The organism is Binatus sp. (SeqCode), from assembly GCF_036522015.1.
In the GTDB taxonomy this organism is placed as follows: Bacteria; Desulfobacterota; Binatia; order Binatales; family Binataceae; genus Binatus.
This window is the reverse complement of the sequence record NZ_DATDGQ010000111.1, coordinates 1-16,948: the sequence shown is the minus strand read 5'-3', so window position 1 is coordinate 16,948 and position 16,948 is coordinate 1. Positions and strand designations below refer to the sequence as shown.

15 protein-coding genes are annotated in these 16,948 nt (G+C 61.3%); 10 read left to right on the top strand and 5 right to left on the bottom strand.

Going from position 1 to position 16,948, the window contains the following annotated elements; all coding sequences use genetic code 11:
* Positions 1 to 3: 3 nt before the first annotated feature.
* Genes VIW95_RS04550 through VIW95_RS04540 form a run of 3 tightly spaced genes read right to left on the bottom strand, consistent with a single transcriptional unit; the run spans position 4 to position 3,032 of the window.
* Positions 4 to 1,047, bottom strand: coding sequence for a hypothetical protein (locus VIW95_RS04550; RefSeq protein ID WP_331584232.1), 1,044 nt, complete (start codon positions 1,045 to 1,047; stop codon positions 4 to 6).
* The gene (locus VIW95_RS04545) at positions 1,040 to 2,248 is read right to left on the bottom strand and encodes a CoA transferase (RefSeq protein WP_331584231.1); all 1,209 of its coding nucleotides are present in this window, start codon (positions 2,246 to 2,248) and stop codon (positions 1,040 to 1,042) included. The genes VIW95_RS04550 and VIW95_RS04545 overlap by 8 nt, the downstream gene beginning before the upstream one ends.
* Positions 2,241 to 3,032, bottom strand: a complete 792-nt coding sequence (locus VIW95_RS04540) for a FadR/GntR family transcriptional regulator (protein ID WP_331584230.1) — start codon at positions 3,030 to 3,032, stop codon at positions 2,241 to 2,243. The genes VIW95_RS04545 and VIW95_RS04540 overlap by 8 nt, the downstream gene beginning before the upstream one ends.
* A 72-nt stretch (positions 3,033 to 3,104) precedes the next feature.
* Between VIW95_RS04540 and VIW95_RS04535 the strand changes: the two genes are divergently transcribed.
* From VIW95_RS04535 to VIW95_RS04525, 3 genes are all read left to right on the top strand, one after another.
* Complete coding sequence (locus VIW95_RS04535) at positions 3,105 to 4,181, top strand: acyl-CoA dehydrogenase (protein ID WP_331584229.1); 1,077 nt, start codon at positions 3,105 to 3,107, stop codon at positions 4,179 to 4,181.
* 29 nt (positions 4,182 to 4,210) lie between these two features.
* Positions 4,211 to 5,353 (top strand): acyl-CoA dehydrogenase family protein, encoded by a 1,143-nt coding sequence (locus tag VIW95_RS04530; protein ID WP_331584228.1) that lies wholly within the window; start codon positions 4,211 to 4,213, stop codon positions 5,351 to 5,353.
* An 88-nt stretch (positions 5,354 to 5,441) separates the two neighbouring features.
* Positions 5,442 to 5,936: a DUF992 domain-containing protein gene (locus tag VIW95_RS04525; protein ID WP_331584227.1), complete on the top strand. Its 495-nt coding sequence runs from the start codon at positions 5,442 to 5,444 to the stop codon at positions 5,934 to 5,936.
* A gap of 29 nt (positions 5,937 to 5,965) precedes the next feature.
* Here VIW95_RS04525 and VIW95_RS04520 read toward each other — a convergent pair whose 3' ends face one another.
* Positions 5,966 to 6,907 (bottom strand): patatin-like phospholipase family protein, encoded by a 942-nt coding sequence (locus tag VIW95_RS04520; protein ID WP_331584226.1) that lies wholly within the window; start codon positions 6,905 to 6,907, stop codon positions 5,966 to 5,968.
* A 262-nt stretch (positions 6,908 to 7,169) separates the two neighbouring features.
* On the opposite strand from VIW95_RS04520, the gene recQ reads away from it, so the two are divergent.
* From recQ to VIW95_RS04505, 3 genes are all read left to right on the top strand, one after another.
* Complete coding sequence (gene recQ, locus VIW95_RS04515; protein WP_331584225.1) at positions 7,170 to 9,038, top strand: DNA helicase RecQ; 1,869 nt, start codon at positions 7,170 to 7,172, stop codon at positions 9,036 to 9,038.
* 204 nt (positions 9,039 to 9,242) lie between these two features.
* Complete coding sequence (locus tag VIW95_RS04510) at positions 9,243 to 10,370, top strand: hypothetical protein (protein WP_331584224.1); 1,128 nt, start codon at positions 9,243 to 9,245, stop codon at positions 10,368 to 10,370.
* Between the two features lie 176 nt (positions 10,371 to 10,546).
* The gene (locus VIW95_RS04505) at positions 10,547 to 11,932 is read left to right on the top strand and encodes a 4-hydroxyphenylacetate 3-hydroxylase N-terminal domain-containing protein (RefSeq protein WP_331584223.1); all 1,386 of its coding nucleotides are present in this window, start codon (positions 10,547 to 10,549) and stop codon (positions 11,930 to 11,932) included.
* Between the two features lie 27 nt (positions 11,933 to 11,959).
* On the opposite strand, the gene VIW95_RS04500 is transcribed toward VIW95_RS04505, so the two are convergent.
* On the bottom strand, positions 11,960 to 13,432 hold the full coding sequence (locus VIW95_RS04500; protein ID WP_331584222.1) for a molybdopterin-dependent oxidoreductase: 1,473 nt from the start codon (positions 13,430 to 13,432) through the stop codon (positions 11,960 to 11,962).
* Between the two features lie 196 nt (positions 13,433 to 13,628).
* On the opposite strand from VIW95_RS04500, the gene VIW95_RS04495 reads away from it, so the two are divergent.
* The 4 genes from VIW95_RS04495 (at position 13,629) to VIW95_RS04480 (ending at position 16,917) form a co-directional block, all read left to right on the top strand.
* Positions 13,629 to 13,901: a hypothetical protein gene (locus VIW95_RS04495; RefSeq protein WP_331584221.1), complete on the top strand. Its 273-nt coding sequence runs from the start codon at positions 13,629 to 13,631 to the stop codon at positions 13,899 to 13,901.
* A gap of 39 nt (positions 13,902 to 13,940) precedes the next feature.
* Positions 13,941 to 14,291 carry a hypothetical protein gene (locus VIW95_RS04490; RefSeq protein ID WP_331584220.1) on the top strand — a complete coding sequence of 117 codons (351 nt, stop codon included), beginning with the start codon at positions 13,941 to 13,943 and terminating at the stop codon, positions 14,289 to 14,291.
* Between the two features lie 168 nt (positions 14,292 to 14,459).
* Positions 14,460 to 16,277, top strand: coding sequence for an OPT family oligopeptide transporter (locus tag VIW95_RS04485; protein ID WP_331584219.1), 1,818 nt, complete (start codon positions 14,460 to 14,462; stop codon positions 16,275 to 16,277).
* A gap of 16 nt (positions 16,278 to 16,293) precedes the next feature.
* Positions 16,294 to 16,917 (top strand): hypothetical protein, encoded by a 624-nt coding sequence (locus VIW95_RS04480; protein ID WP_331584218.1) that lies wholly within the window; start codon positions 16,294 to 16,296, stop codon positions 16,915 to 16,917.
* Positions 16,918 to 16,948 lie beyond the last annotated feature (31 nt).

The window sequence follows — 16,948 nt, the reverse complement described above, 5'->3', positions numbered from 1 at the left end:
GATTCAGCGCGGCGGTGGCGCCATTAGAAAACACTTCGAGGAATTGAAAATCCAGGTGTCGATGAACTCGGTCTCCGCCGGCTTACGTTTCAGCTCGGCGAGCACTCCCGCCAGGCACATCCAGTTGAGAATTTCCTGCTGGCCGCTCGCTTCGACCGACGCCGCCGGATAATTCCGCCACGCATCGAAGTTGCCCGCGCGCAACGCCTCGAACAACGCGCGATCCGCCGGCGTATCCGGATACAGGAAATTGTTTTTCGCAGTCAGGAACGCGTGCGACCATCCCGACGACGCCATCAGCGCGACCCGCCACGGACTCTCCGCAAAAATGCGCGCGGTCGCGGCCCCGAGATCGAACAGTCGCCGCGGGGTCGGCGCCGGCGGATCGAGCTGCGCTTCCGACGGCGGATTTTCGAACGCCGGCAGACCGCCGCGCTGCGCGATCACCTTCCGCCCATAACAATTGATCGCGAATGGAATGATCGGATACGGAAACCCCTTGCGATCGTAGTCGAGGTAGAGCACCGCGTTCGCAAACGCATGCCCCAACGGATGATGCAGCGGCTTGTATGAATATGCCGTGTCGAAACCGGCGTCGATCAGTCTGCCGGCCAGGTACTTGGCGGCGGCGACGTTGCCCGCCGCGCGAAATTTCTTGTCGGCCGCATCATGCCAGACGTTATGCGCCGGCGGCGCGAACTCGAACGACTCGTGCGCGTAGATGCAGTAGGGCGGGATCACATCCTCGCGGAAATTTTCGTATTGATCGTCGCCCCACACCACGATGAAATCGGGGCGAAACTCGTCGATTTGCGCCCGCGCCTTGCGCAACGATTGCACCAGGCGCTCGCGATGCGCGTGCGCGGCGCTTGTGCCCTCATCCTTGCCCCATTCGGCGCGCATCGCTTCCGGCCAGCCCTGCGCGCTCCTGAATTTTTCCGGCAGATGCGGGTTCTGGAGCATCCGCTTCAAAATCCACGACATCGTTTCGTCGCTGCCGGCCAGCGGCGGGTAGTGAGTTATTCCAACCGCAAGTATCTCACCCATTTCCATGTCCTCCCGAAGCGCGGCCGCGGTCGTCGTGAAGGATCTGTTTCTCGTATAGCGCGGCGATGCGATCCGCGGAATACCCCAGCACGCTCGAAAGCACCGGTGCATTGTCCGCGCCAAGCGCCGGCACATAGTTGCGCGCCTGCGCGCTCGCATTACCGAACTTGAACGCCGGATTCGGCACCTTCAGCGGTCCTGCGCCGTCGTCGATCACTTCGAAGCTGCCGCGCTGCGCGAGATGCGGATGCTCGAGCGCCTCGCGCACCGTGTAATACCGCGAGCACGGCACTCGCCCCCCCGTCAGTATCGCTTCACACTCCGCCATCGTTCGAGTCGATGCCCACTCATCCAGCATCGACATGAACCACGCCCAATTCGCCGCTCTGCCTTTCGCGGTCGCGAAACGAGCATCGTCCATCCATTCCGGATGTCCGACCGCGCGCGCCAGCGCTTCGTAGTTATTAGGTTTGACCGCCGCGATCATTATAAAGCCGTCCTTCGCGCGCGTCGGTTGAAAGATGTTGTTCTTTTTCTTCTGCGGAAACTGCGCTTCCTGGAACTCATAGATGAGCATCCCCAGCACGCCGTCCATCATCGACAGATCGATGCAGTCGCCGCGGCCGCTGCGCTCGCGCGCCAGCAGCGCGGACTGAATCGCGCCGAATGCATACGTCCCGCCCAGCACGTCGCCCACGAAGATGCCCGTGTTGAGCGGCCGTTCCAGTCCGTCTTGATGCGACAGGTTGACCAGGTCGAAACCGCTGGCCGCATGCAGCATCGGCGCGTAAGCACTGCGCGTCGCCCACGGCCCGCTCTGGCCAAAGCCCGAGATCGAGCAGTACACGATTCGCGCATTCAGCGGCGCGAGCGTTGCGTAGTCGAGCCCCAGCCGCTGCATCACGCCCGGCCGCGAATTTTCGACCACCACGTCCGACTTCGCGGCAAGTTGCTGCACCAAATCGATCGCGCCGGCTTGCCGCAGATCGATCGCGAGACTTTTCTTCCCGCAATTCAGATGCGCGAAGTACGCGCTCTTGCCCGCGCGAATCGGCGGCTGTGTGCGGATGAAGTCGCCCTCGGGTGGCTCGATCTTGATCACCTCGGCGCCAAGATCCGCCAGCAGCCGCGTGCAATACGGCCCCGACACGATCGTCGTGAAGTCGAGCACCCGCACGCCGCTCAGAATGTCGCTACTCACCTGCCGCCTCGGCCCGATCTTTTTCTTTCATCAGCGACAAGTAGTGCCGATTCAGCCGCTCGAGATGCTGCTCCATCTCTTCGACCGCCGCATCGCTCTCGCCGGCCGCGAAATGCTTCATGAATCGCCGCCGCGACGGAATCACCCACGGATTCCGCTTTTGCCCGATCGCCCGGATGAAGTGCTGCATCACGTCGATCAGCGCGTCCATCACGATCACCATCACCGGATTCTTGGTCGCGCGAGCCAGGATGCGATGGAACTCCAGATGAATCGCCGCCTGATCGAAAAAATCTATCTTCTCGCGCACCGCCCGCTCCGCCGCGGCGATGTTCGCATTGAGCGCCTCAATATCTTCCGCCGTCGCGCGCTCGCACGCCGTGCGCACCGCGATCGACTCGATCATCACCCGCGCTTCGGTCAAATGCTCGGGCTGGATTGCGCCGAGGTGGAACATGTCGCGCAGCCCGGTGATTATCGCGTCGCCCGTGCTCTCGCGCACGAACGCGCCCCCGGTCGCGCCCTTCTGCAGCCGCAGCAAGCCCGCATTCTCGAGCGACCGCAGCGCCTCGCGCAGCGTGTTGCGCGACACGCCGAACTGCTCGGCCAGCACGCGCTCCGGTGGGAGCCGATCGCCCGCTCTCAGTCGCCGGTCGGACAACTCTTTGCGAATCTGATCGGCGATCTCCTCGAACGCGCGCAAGTTGCGGATGCGGCTGAACTCGACGCGACGCGGCGTCGCCACCCGCACCGGCTCTTTCCGCTTGACATTGGTATCGCTCATATGTTCCATTGGTTCAACCATTGGTACCCCGCACAGGCGCTGAGTGTCAAGCGGAATTGGAGGGAAAAGGCAGTGATTTCTTTTGAACTGACCCAGGAACAGAAGCTCGCCCAGTCCATGGTGCAGGAGCTGGCAAGCTCGCAGCTGCGGCCGGCCGCGCGCGACGCCGATGACCGCGAGGCGATCCCGTCGCCGATCCTCGACGAGATCTGGGCAACCGGAATCATCCAGTCGCAAGCTGAAGCTGGCGGCTATTCGCCGACGCTCAATGCACTGCTGCTCGAGGAGCTTGCGGTCGCGGACGCGTCGTTCGCGATCGCCGCTGCGGCGCCAATCGGATTTCTTGGCGCGGTCGCTACGCAAGGCTCGCCCGCGCAAAAGAAAAATCTGCTGCCGCTGTTTGCCGGCGACAAGTATCGAAGCGCGGGCGTGGCAGTCATGGAGCCCGATTTCGCCTTCGACGTCTCCGCGATTCGCACCGCAGCCGTCAAGGCACGCGACGGTTATCGCCTGTCAGGCATGAAGGGATTGGTTCCGCTCGCCGCAAATTGCGGTCACTTCATCGTCGTCGCGCAATCTGACGGCGGGATGGACGCGTTCATCGTTGACCGGAACGCGAGAGGCGTAACGGTCGGCGAGAAGAAACCGAACATCGGGTTGCGGGCGCTCGAGATGGCGACGGTCAGTTTCAAGGATGTCGAAGTGCCGACCAGCGCACGCCTCGGTGAAGGCGCGGGATGCGACGTTCAGCGGATCATCGACTCGGCGCGCACCGCGCTGTCCGCGATCATGACCGGCACCAGCCGCGCCGTGATGGAGTTCGTGATGCCCTATACAAAAGAGCGCGTGGTTCATGGCGACGCCCTCGCGAAGAAGCAGACGATCGCGTTCCGCCTGGCCGACATGCGAATCGAAACCGATGCGATGCGCTGGATGACCTGGAAAGCCGCGTCGATTCTCGAGCAGGGCGGCGACGCCACGCGTCAAGCGCAACTCGCATACACCTACTGCGGCGAGAACGCGATGTGGATCGCCGACGAAGGCGTCCAGATGCTCGGCGGCCACGGCTACCTGCGCGATAACCCGGTCGAGATGTGGTATCGCGACACGCGCACGGTGTCGGTGCTGGAAGGCGCGGTCGGAATTTAGGCGTCGAAGACTATAACGAGGAAAATGCGATGATAGATTTTCAACTCACCCCGACCGACGAAAAAGTTCTCCGCAGCGCGCACGAGCAGGCGATCATCGCCAGGCGCTATGCGAGCTACTACGACAAGCACGAAGACGAAATCGAGCCGGAACAATTCCCCGAAGCGAAAGTCTTGCCCAGCCCGATCACGCTGGCCGAAGAAGGGGTCGGTGGCAGCAGCGGCTCGCGGATTCTGCATTCGCTGGTGATGCTCGAAATTTATTGGGGCGGGACTTCGCTGCATCGCAGCAAATGGGGACTCGGCAACACCGTCCTCAAGACCGTCGCGACTCCCGAGCAATTCGAGAAGTGGAAGAACCACACCATAGCGATTGCGATTACCGAGCCCGGCGCCGGCTCCGACCCGGCGAACATTCGCACCACGGCGACTTTTGATCGCGAGACCGGCGAATGGATCCTCAACGGCGAGAAGATTTTCATCTCGCAGGCGCAGTCGGGTGACGCTGCGATGGTGCTGTCGCGATTTATCGCGCCGGACGGAAGCCGCGGGATGAGTACGTTCATCGTCGAAAAGGGCACGCCGGGATTCACCGTCGGCCCGCAACTCAGGAAACTCGGTATCCGATCGCACGATACCTGCAATCTGCTGTTCGAGAATTGCCGGATACCGGAATTCAACCATATCAAGGGCGATTTCAAATCCACGATGTCGGTGTTCAACGACTCGCGACCGATGGTCGGCGCGATGGCGCTGGGCGTCGCGCGCGCATCGTTGGATTTCACGCGCGAAAAGCTGGCTGAGCGCGGAATCGAGATCAGCTATCGCGGCGGGATGCGAAGCCGCTCGGCCCTTGTCGATCGTTTTATCCGGCTGGAAGCAATTTTCGAAGCGGCGTTGCTGACCGTGCTGCGCTCGAAATGGCTCGAGCAGCAGGCAGTGCCGCCGAAAGTGGAAGCATCGATCGCAAAAGCGGCGGGCGGCAAAGCGGCGCGAAAGATCACCCAGGGATGCATCGAGCTGCTCGGCCCGGAAGCGCTCTCGGAAGACCATCCGCTGGATCGATGCTTCCGGGACGGCCGCATCTTCGACATCTACGAAGGCGCCGGCGAAATCCAGCGCCTGATAATCGCGCGCTCAATCCTCGGCTACACCGGCCGCGATTTGAGGTAGTCGGCGGACACTTGCAGCCTGCGCTTCCGTAGACCTGATTGTTGGTTTTCACTAGTCTGAAAACTACACCTGTGTTCCGGAGGAAGAGATGAAACCACCACTTCTCATCGCGTTTCTTGCAACCAGTATTCTTTTCTTGAGCTCCTGGTCGCTACCGGCGCACGCCGCCGGCAACTACACCGTGAAAACGGGCTATCTCACTTGCCACGAAGCTTCGGGATGGGGATTCATCTTCGGATCTTCGCGCGACATCAGATGCTCCTACTCCAGCAATGGGGGGAGAGTCGAATACTACGACGGCAGCATCTCAAAGTTCGGCGCTGATATCGGTTACCTCAAATCGGCGGTGATCTTGTGGGCGGTCGCCGCGACGACCAAGGATCTCAAGCCCGGGGCGTTGGCCGGTCACTACGGCGGGGCGAGCGCGAGCATCACACTTGGCGTGGGTGCGGGCGCAAACGTGCTGGTCGGAGGCTTTGATCAGTCGATAGCGCTTCAGCCTGTATCCGTCGAAGGGCAGAACGGACTAAACGTCGCAGCCGGAATCGGGGCGCTCAACCTCAAGTACCACGGCGAGAAATAATCGCGCTGAACAATCCCGCGCGCGACCTGTCACCATCCTGAGGCGTTCAGCCATGCGACGGTGCTGGTCAGGTCGAACGAATTTGCCAGGTCCATCAGGTCCACGACCTTGCTGACGTCGTCCATCGGGAACGATTTTCCGGCGGGGAATATGGGCTCGACGCGACAGTAGCGATCGCCAAGAAGTTGCTGGCATTCGAAATCGGCCACCCCGACGCTGCCGTCCATCATCACGTTGAGGATCGGCTTGATCCATTGCGCGTCGCCCCAATCGTGGTTCACGCCGTCGATGTATTGCAGGGACGCGCCCGTACCTACGGACAGGAGTTTGATCCCGCCGAGGGTCGCGCGTTCGCCGGCTTGATTGCGCCCGTCGAGCGCCTGCGCAATCGCAGCCATGCTCGGATTGTTGGCAATCACGCCGCCATCGATGTACACGCCGTACGACGGGAAGTAGGTTGGCGCAGCGCTGGTGGACATCGCGACGTCAACAGCGAGGAATTCGCCGTCACTGTCGTCGCCCAGAAAATTGTGGAAGAACTTCGGGTTCCAGGTGCGGGACGAAGGATCAGCCGCCTGGTTGTCCAACTTGAACGACGCGATCAGCACGCGCGAATGTAAGTCCTTGAGTTTCAACGCGCCGAAGGTCTCGAGCAGAATCTGCTTGAGGTTCACATTGTCGAACTTCGATCCGCTGATACCGCCGATTTCGACCACGTCGCGAGTCCACGACGAATCAAAAATCAGCTTTCCGTTGGTAACATAGAGGTCGCGAATCTGCGCGGGCGTGAGGCCGGCCGCCAGACCGAGGGCCAGGATTCCGCCGGTCGAGGTGCCGGCGAACATCGTGATCGTGCCGGGCCGATCCTGCAGCAGGGCGGGGTATGCGCCGAGAATCCGATTGAGCAATACCGCAGTCAGGACTCCGCGGATTCCACCGCCATCGCAGGACAATATTCTAAAGTTGGCCACGCGACGTCACCTCGCTGAAAGCTTGGGACCGCAACCTGCCAGATACGTGCAGGAGACTGAAAGTTTATCCGTAATTAGCGTCGCCCGGTCAAGCGGAAAGTAGTATTCTAGTACTGTTCGTAATTTCCAAAAGCGTCGACGCCAGATTTTTTGTGCCGCCGGTTACGGCGGCGGCGCGAATTTTTTCATGGGCTCGGTTCTATAGATGGCGGGATGTTGTTACTAATGATGCCGGAACGGGTTGAGTTGGGGCTGGAGAACGATGAAGAGCCGCGATGACGCCGTCGCCATGGCAGGGGACGACGCGGGCGCGCGTGCGTCCGACGAAGTGCTCGCGGTTTTGCGGCGCTTTTGGGGATTCGAGAGCTTGCGGCCGCTGCAGCTGGAGGCGATTCAGGCGGGGCTGGACCGGCGCGACTCGTTAGTCGTGATGCCGACCGGGGGCGGGAAGTCGCTTTGCTACCAGGTGCCGCCTGCGGTCGCTGGGCGCACCGACGTCGTGGTCTCGCCACTGATCGCACTGATGAAAGACCAGGTCGATGCGCTGCGGCTGTCCGGCTATCCGGCGGCGGCGCTCCATAGCGGGATGGATCAGATGGAGGTTCGTGACGTCGAGCGCGAGCTCGCCGGCGGCCGGCATCATCTTATATTCGTCGCGCCGGAGCGGTTGCTGACGCCGCGGTTTCTCGATCTCGCAGCGCGTCTGAAGGTCACAAGTTTTGCGATCGACGAGGCGCATTGTATCAGCCAATGGGGGCACGACTTCCGGCCGGAATATCGCAGACTGGCGGAATTGAAGACGCGCTTTCCGAGCGCGAGTATTCATGCGTACACGGCGACTGCGACCCAGCGCGTGCGCGGCGACATCGTCGATCAACTCGGACTCACGGACCCGACAGTGCTGGTGGGATCGTTCGACCGCCCGAATCTACTTTACCGGGTGCGTCCGAAAGTGGACGTGAACGCGCAGATTGCGGAGACCATCCGGCGGCACAAAGGTGAAGCGTCGATCGTCTACAGCATCAGCCGAAAAGACACCGAGCAGATAGCAGCATACCTGGCGTCGGAAGGTGTGCGCGCGGCGGCCTATCACGCCGGCATAGAAGCGGACGAGCGTCGGCGCACGCAGGATCGTTTCGCCGCGGAGGAAATCGACGTAGTGGTGGCGACGGTTGCGTTCGGGATGGGGATCGATCGCAGCGACATCCGATGCGTGATTCACGCGGCGCTGCCTAAATCAGTCGAGGCCTACCAGCAGGAGACCGGGCGCGCGGGCCGCGACGGCCTGCCTGCTGAATGCGTGTTGTTCTATTCGGCGGCCGACGTGATGCGCTGGCGCAACCTGATGGAACGGAGCGCCGAAGAATCGGCGACGCCGGCCGAAGTGCTCGAGAGCAGCAAGCTGCTGCTGGAGGAAGTGCGCCGCTTTGCGACGGTCGTTCGATGCCGTCATGCGGCGCTCTCTGCATACTTTGGCGAGACCTATCAAGGAGCAAACTGCGGTGCGTGCGACTTCTGCCTGGGCGAGGTCGAAGGCGTCGCGGATTCTACCGTGCTCGCGCAGAAGGTGCTGTCATGCGTCGCGCGCGTCGAGCAGCGCTTCGGCGTCGAGCACGTCGTCGATGTACTGAGCGGCGCGAGCAGCGAACGCGTGCGTCGCCTGAGCCACGAAAAACTTTCCACCAATGGCCTGCTGAAGGACGTTCCACGCAAGACCCTGACCAACCTGGTCTATCAGCTGGTCGATGCCGGCTTGCTCGAGCGCACACCAGGCGATCGGCCGATGCTGAAATTGAACGCGTTGTCGTGGGAAGTGATGCGCGGCGAGCGCGCGGTCACATTGCTACAAGCGAAAGAGTCAAAACCGAAAAGGACGCGAATCGAAGAAGCGTCGTGGCGCGATGTGGACGAGGCGCTGTTCGAGAGTCTGCGCAAACTACGGCGCGAAATCGCCGCCGAGCGCGCGGTACCGGCCTATGTCATCCTTCACGACGCCACGCTGCGCCAACTAGCCAGCGTCCGTCCCACCTCGGTTGAAGCGCTGCGCTATATCCGTGGGATGGGCGAGAAAAAGCTCACCGACTTCGGCGCGCGTGTGGTCGAATGCATCAAGTCTCACCCGCAAGTGTAGCGGCCACCCCTTTGTTCGATGCCTGCACACAGCCATACTGATAGTTGAATTATATTACTGGCCGGAGAGGGGTGATTGACGGCAGTAAAACCGTTCGGGCAGCCTCGCGAACACATTATGAAATACCGTATCGCAGCAGTTTTGCTCGTCGTCTTGCAAATTTCCTGGAACGCTCCCGCGGTTGCCCAAAGCGCTTGCAGCGGAATGACAGTAGGTCAGCTCAAGAGTCTGAACGGCTTTGTGCCCTTCACGTCCGACAGCCTTTGGAACACCGACATTTCCAACGCGCCAGTGGACTCGAACTCGTCTAACATCATCGGCTTCATCGGCTCGACGGTGACCTTGCATCCGGATTTCGGCGCGGGTACCTATGCCGGCCATTCGATCGGCATACCGTATCAGATCGTGGCCGGCACGCAGGCGAAAGTCAGCGTCAACCTTGGAGCATACGCGGACGAAAGCGATCCCGGCCCCATGCCGATTCCAGCAACCGCGTTGATCGAGGGCTATCCAAATGCCGGCGCCGGCGATCGTCATGTGTTGGTGCTCGACAAGGACGGCTGCTGGCTGTACGAGCTGTATAACTCTCATCACCTTACGAACGGTAGCTGGAGCGCCGACTCGACCGCTATTTGGGATATGACTATTGACCCACAGCGTCCTTACACCTGGACTTCGGCAGATGCGGCGGGACTGCCGATTTTTGCTGGATTAGTACGGTACGACGAGGTCGCGGCAGGCGCTATCAATCACGCGATCCGCTTCACAGTGCCGGTATCGCAGCAGGCCTTCACCGCGCCCGCGTCGCATTGGGCGTCGTCGGTGACGAATCCTGACGCGCCTCCGATGGGCGCGCGGCTCCGGCTGAAAGCCGGTTTCGATATCTCGAGTTTTTCGCCGCAGAACCAGGTGATCCTTGCGGCGCTGAAGAAGTACGGAATGATACTCGCCGACAATGGGAGTGCTATCTACCTTAGCGGCGCGCCCGACACCCGCTGGAACAACTCTGACCTGCACCTGCTCGGTTCCGTCAGCGCGGCTGACTTCGACGTTGTGTCGACAGGCCCGGTCTATACGAATTCCGACGTGCCAACTGGCGCGAGTCCTATAGTCAGTGGCTTCACGGCGAATCCCACTCATGTCGCAAAAGGGCACGGCGCCATGCTCAGCTGGACAACCAGCGACGCGATCTACAACGTGATCTCGCCCGCGGTTGGACCGATGCGTGGAAACTCAACAACAGTTCATCCCAAAAGCACCACGACCTACACGCTGTACTCGACAAATCAGTATGGACGGACGACGGCGAGCGTGAAAGTTACGATCCATTGAAAGCGTCGTCGACGCGCGCGCGTGCCGGGATGATTCTCACTTTTTGCCGGAATTCACCTAAGGATTAATCGTCGCGGACCTTTTTTCCGGCGGCGTTCCGCATTAGGCTTTTGCTTCGCCCCGGGCGGAAGCTTCAGAAATTTTGCGCATGTGAAGTTCAAGGAGAGAAGAACGCGATGATGACCGGACAGCAATACAAGAAGTCGCTCGACGATAACCGCGAAACTTATTTTGAGGGCGAGCGCGTGCGCGACATCGCCAATCATCCGTTGCTTGGCGAATGCGTCTCGCGAATCGCCAGGGGGTACGACCAGTTCTACTCGCCCGAGCCCGGCGCCGTCAGTCCACTGATGAAAATCCCGCGCTCGGCTGAGGAATTGCGCGACCGGATTCCGCTGCTGCTCGAATCCGACATCGTCGCCAACGTGACCTACCAGTCGATCATGACGCTGACGACCGCAGCCACGCGTATCGCGGACGCACTGCCAGAGTATGCCGAGCGCATCCGCAACTACGTTCATTCCGCACAGCGCAAGGATGTTCGCATCGTCGAATGCATCACGGACGCAAAGGGCGATCGCAGCCGCCCGCCCGGCAAGCAGGACGATCCCGACGCGTACACGCGCGTGGTCGAGCGGCGCGCCGACGGCGTCGTGATTCGCGGCGCGAAGTTGCACATCACAGGCGCGTCGATGGCGCATGACCTGATGGTGATCCCGACCAAGGCGATGAAGCCCGGCGAGGAGGCTTACGCGATCGGATGCGCGGTGCCGGTCAATTCGCCCGGGGTCAAGATAATCGATACGACTTTTGCGCCGCGTCATCCCGACACGCGCACGTTCCCGGTCTCCGCGAAAATTCACATGGCGGAAGGATTCGTGATCCTCGACAACGTGTTCGTGCCGAACGAACGCATCTTCCTCGATGGCGCGGTGGCGCAGGCCGCCGTCTTCGCGCATTCGCTCGGGCTCTGGGAACGGTTAGGCGGGCTCTCGGCGATGGCGGAAGAGGGCGATCAGCTGGTCGGCTTCGCGCAACTCGTGGCCGAGGCGAACGGTTTGGCGGGCGAGGGGCATATCAAGGAGAAAATTTCCGAGATGCTCATCCACGCCACCTTGATTCGCGCCGCGCTCGAGGCGGCGATCGCCAACTGCCAGATTACCGAGCAAGGCGCGTTCCCCGATGAGCTCTACACCAACGCCGGCAAGTATCACGGCGCGGCGAATTACAATCTCATGGTGCGGCATCTGCACGATATCTCGGGCGGCTCGATCCTCACCGCGCCGGGCGTCGCCGATCTCGAGAATGAAGTTACTGGCCCGCTCGTCCGCAAATACATGGGCACCAGCAATGGAATCGACGGCGACTATCGCGCGCGGCTGTTTCACGCGATTCGCGATCTCACCGCCGACGCGTATGGCGGATGGAAAGCGGTCACCAACGTGCAGGCCGGCGGCGGTCTCTATGCGCAACGAATCGTCACGCGCCGGTACTATGACCTGAAGGGCGCCAAGCGAAAAGCGCTGAAGGTGGCAGGCCTGAGCGAGGAAATCGGAAGCTGATTTTAGTTCTCGCGAAAGAGCAATCTGTCAGATTCCCGCTTCGGGGCCGTAGAACTGCACGTCTTCGCGGTATCCGCCTTGGCCGCCGCCCAGTAGACGGTAGTCCTCGACGAGTTCGATCGAGCGTATCCACTTCACCATCTTGAAGCCCAACTGCGTCTCGACCCGCAAACGACAGGGAGCTCCATGCGCGACTTCCAGTGGCGCGTCGTTCATCTCGTAGGCAAGAATCGTCTGCGCATGAGACGCCAACTCGAGGTCGATTACCTCGTAGTACGTCACGCCCGGCTCGGGTTCCTGCCAGGAGCGAAACACCAGATAGTGCGCGTTTCCGAGCGGCCGGCAGCGCGCCAGTATGTCCGTCATCGCGACTCCGTTCCATTGCGCGATTCCCGACCATCCTTGAATACAGTGGTGCAGCGTGATCTGGGAGTGCGCCTGCATCGCGCGAAGATCCTTGAGGCCGAGGTGAAGTGGATTTGCGACCAGGCCGCCAATTTCGAGCCGCCAATTCTCGAAGTTGGTCTGCGTCAGTTGCTGATATTCCGCGCTCTCCGGCGGCCGGCCGTTGATTATGAAGTATGCAGATATTGCCGACCTCGGATACGCCTGGCGCGAGCGGAGGTCATGAAGCAGGCTGCGGCGGACCGGTTCAATCGCGGCTCCAAAGGTGCGCTGGACAAACTTTGGATCGCGCAGCGACACCTGCGTGGCCCACACATGCAGGATCGCAACAACGACGAGGCCGCCGATCCCGATCGCGACCGAGAGACCCTCCAGCGCATGCCGCCCATGGATGATGTAACTCATGTTGGCGGGGAAGTCCTCGACCACGACCAGCGTGACGTGCACGATCGTGAAGAGACAAATCGCAACGAGCCCGATAAAATGGATGCTGCGCGCGGATTGGCGACCACCGAGCATGCGGATGTAGCCGGGGAAGCGCGCGGCGACCGCCGGTGACATCGCTGCGCCAGTCGCTATCATCAGCGGCGCGATCACAAAAACGACTCCGGCGTAGGCAAGCTGCTGAATAGGATTATACGGATGGCCCGGCGGCGGGAGATGGAAATGCGCGTAGATCAACGACGCATGTATCGCGGCGGGAAAGATGCTCCATGAAGTCGGGATCAGCCGGCGCCATCCGCCGGTCGCGAACAGCAGAAAAACGTAAACCGCGCCATTGAGCACCCAAAAGATGATCGAAAAGAAATGCCAGTGGCGCCCCATCCCGAGATTCATGTGGCCTGGCAGCGCCAGCCACGACGTGAACGGTTCTTGCTCGTCCGTCGCGGTCCAGAGCCGATCCGCGGGCATCACCTTGTGCGTGAACTTGAGCCATTCGCTGCCGACATTGCACCCATCGTTCCAGTAGAGCTTGGGATGGGCGCTCAGGATTTCCAGCCCACTGCGTATGAGCAGGCTGATGAAGAGCAGGTTGATGAAGTGGCAGATACCTACCCAGCTGAAGAAGCCGAATGCTTGCGCGAAGAATCTCATCGTCCGTGTGTCCGTTTTACACTTAGCGAACAAAACCGACAAAAGTGACGGAAAGCTTCTGAGGCTCGGGCGGCGACGAAACGCCCCGGTTGGTTATCTTGGTAACTACCAGACACGATCAAAAGGCAAATTTGTCTGAGATTCTGGTATCGTTAGGCTTGAAGGAGACCAGAGCTAACTCGAGGGCAATATCATGGTGAAAAAACAGTTGGGCACCGCGGCTGCGTTGATTGGTTTCGCATTTCTGCTCGGCACCGCGGTCGTCGGATGCGAAAAGGAAACTACCACGGCAGTCCCGGTTCCCGTAGCCGGCGCTCAGGGAGCACCGGGCGCTCCAGGCGCTCCAGGCGCCGACGCAGCACCGCCGCAGGAGAAAACCTCGGAATCGTCGAGCACGACAAAGACTGACAATGGTATGAACGGTTCCAGCACGACTACTGATAAAACCACGACCCAGAAAACCAACTAATTTCGAGCGCGGGTCAACGCAATTTGGTACGCTAGTGCTGTGAGTACGTATTTCCGAGCGCTCAGGGCGATGGTGTTGGCGATTGCCGGCGCGATCGTCTTGTCTATCGCAGCGTCGGCGTTTGCGTTCGATATCGGGTCGCTGCTCAACAACAAGCCGAAAGAGCCGGACAAGTTCGCCGTCATCCGCGTCGAGCAGCTCGCGTCGTTGATGAACGACCCGAACTCGCACGTGAATATCTATGATGCGAACGGGTGGGGTCTGCGCTCGACGGCTGGCGTAGTTCCGGGCGCGCACCTGCTCACCAGCGACGACAAGTACGATGTCGCCAAAGAGTTGCCCCCGTCCAAAAGCGCGAAGCTCGTCTTCTACTGCGCCGACCTGCACTGAACTGCCTCGCATGAAGCCGCCCGGCGGGCGGTAGCAGCGGGCTACAGCGACGTGAGCGTGATGAGCGACGGCATCGAAGGTTGGAAGCATGCCGGCAAGCCGGTGGACTATCCAAATCTCGACGAGTCGAAGAACGGCTAAGGTTTTACTCGCGCCCGCCGCCGCTTGATGCCATATAGTGTCGGCGTGCAGCGCGACGATTCGATTCCAATTCCAGATTCTGCGCCGGCGATTCGCGAACTGACGCCGCGGAGTATCGTGCTCGGCATTGCGCTGGCGCTGATTCTCGGCGCGGCGAATGCGTATCTGGGTTTGTATGCGGGCCTGACTGTGTCCGCGAGTATCCCGGCGGCCGTAATCTCGATGGCGATACTGCGGATGCTGGGGGGCTCGACGATACTCGAGAACAACGTTGTGCAAACGATCGCGTCGGCGGGCGAGGCGGTCGCGGCCGGCGCGATCTTTACCTTTCCGGCGCTGGTGATTCTTGGCGGCGTCAGAACGCTGCCGTACGTCGAGGTGACGGCGCTATGCGTCGTGGGCGCGACGATGGGCGCGTTGCTGGTGGTGTTCCTGCGCCGCGCGTACATCGTCGAGGAACGCCTGCCGTTTCCCGAAGGCGTTGCGTGCGCGCAGGTGCTTCGCGCCGGAGACGCGCAGGCGAATGTGCGCCCGCTGGTTATTGGCGGACTCATCTCGGCGGCTCTCAAAGCGCTGCAGGACGTCGCCGGAATTATTCCGGGGGCGGTTTCGGGCGCCCGATGGATCGGGAGCGCAGCGGTCGCCGGATCGCTCGATATTTCTGCGGCGCTTATCGGCGTCGGCTACATAATAGGAATCAGGATCGCGGCGCTGGTGTTCGCCGGCGGCGCATTCGCGTGGCTGGTCGCGATTCCGCTGCTCACCGCGTTTCATTCCGGCAGCGGAACGGGCGACGCTGCTACCACCGCGCAGCAGCTGTGGAGCGGGCAGGTGCGCTATCTCGGCGTGGGCGCGATGCTGACCGGGGGCGTTGTGACGCTGTGGAAGTTGCGCACGCGAATCGCGTCCGCGATCGCCGACAGCATCCGCGTCGTGCGCGCGACGAATGCCTCCGTCGCGACGGCGCGCGAGGATACCGATCTCTCGGCGCGCGCAGTGCTGACGGCAGTGGCGCTTTGCGTGCCGGTTATTTTCGCTATTTGCCTTTGGCTGAGCGGCAATGTCGCACTCAGCGCCGCGCTCGCGATTCTGCTGACGTTAATCTGCTTTTTCGCGACGGCGATTGCCGGCTACCTGACCGGAATAGTCGGCGCGTCGAACAATCCGGTGTCGGGCGTGACGGTGATCGTGTTGCTGGCCGTGGCGCTGTTTCTCAAACTGGTCGGCGTGTCGCAGAGCGTCGGGCCGCAACTGGCGATTCTTGCGGGCGCAATCGTATGCACGGCGGCTGCGATGGCGGGTGATTCGACGCACGACCTCGCGACCGGGTTCCACGTCGGCGCGACGCCGCGCTCGCTCGAAATCGGTGTGCTGGTCGGTGCGATTGCGTCGTCATTCCTGATGGCACCGATTCTGAACCTGCTGATCGCCGGCTACGGAATTGCAGGAACTGCGACCGCGCGCGCCGGAGCGCTGGCTGCGCCGCAAGCCTTCCTGATGGCGAAAGTGACGCAGGGGGTGTTTCACGGCGGTTTGCCACTGGGAACCATTGCAACCGGCGCGGCGCTCGCTGCGATTCTCGGATTCAGCGATCGATACCTGGAACGAACCGGATCGAAGTGGCGGACGCCGATTATGCCCGCGGCGATCGGTCTCTATCTTCCGTTCGGACTAAGCGTCGCGATCTTTATCGGCGCGCTTGCACATTCGTTTTTCGGACCCGACGAGGAAGCCGAGAGCGGACCGGGCATCCTGCTCGCCGCCGGCCTGGTGGCGGGCGAGGCGCTGATGGGCGTCGCGAGCGGCGCGATGGTCACAGCAGGAATCAAGCTGCCGATTTTCTGATCTGACGGAGATCTATATGCCATCGAACACGTGGAAATGTGGGATCGCCTCACTAACGTGCGCGTCGTTTTTCTATGCCGCTCCGGCCCGGGCACAGATGCCGGCCAGTCCGTTGATCGTGTCGGAGACCAGCGTGATTCGGTTCACGCCCGAGATCCCGAGCGGCGACGTGCGCGAAGGTTCGTGCTCGACGGTGTCAATCGCCGCCCCCACTCGACGCGATGCCTATCGATGTGAGGTTGGCGATGGGATTTACGATCCATGTTTCAGGCTGCCGCCGATTGGTGACCGGCTGGTGTGCGACGCCGATCCAGCGCTCAAGACCAGCGGCTTTCTCCTCAAGTTGACCAACCTGGCGCTGCCCGCACCTTCTCATGCGGCGCGCTCACGGTTGCCCTGGATTTTCCGGCTGGCGGACAATTCTATCTGCGAGCCGACCACCGGAACGTTGCCAGCGGTCAATGACGAACCGGCGCGATGGTCTTGCGCGATTCATATTCGCGATCAGGTCAGGCCGGTGGGAGTGGTCACAAGGCTCACGGCGGGAAAAATCTGGATGGCTGACAAATTTCCGCAGAGTGCTGTCGGAACAAAAGGAGCACTGGCGGAGAAAGTACCAGTGAAGGTGATGTGGGAGTGAACGGCGAATCAATTCATTGAATGTGAAACCC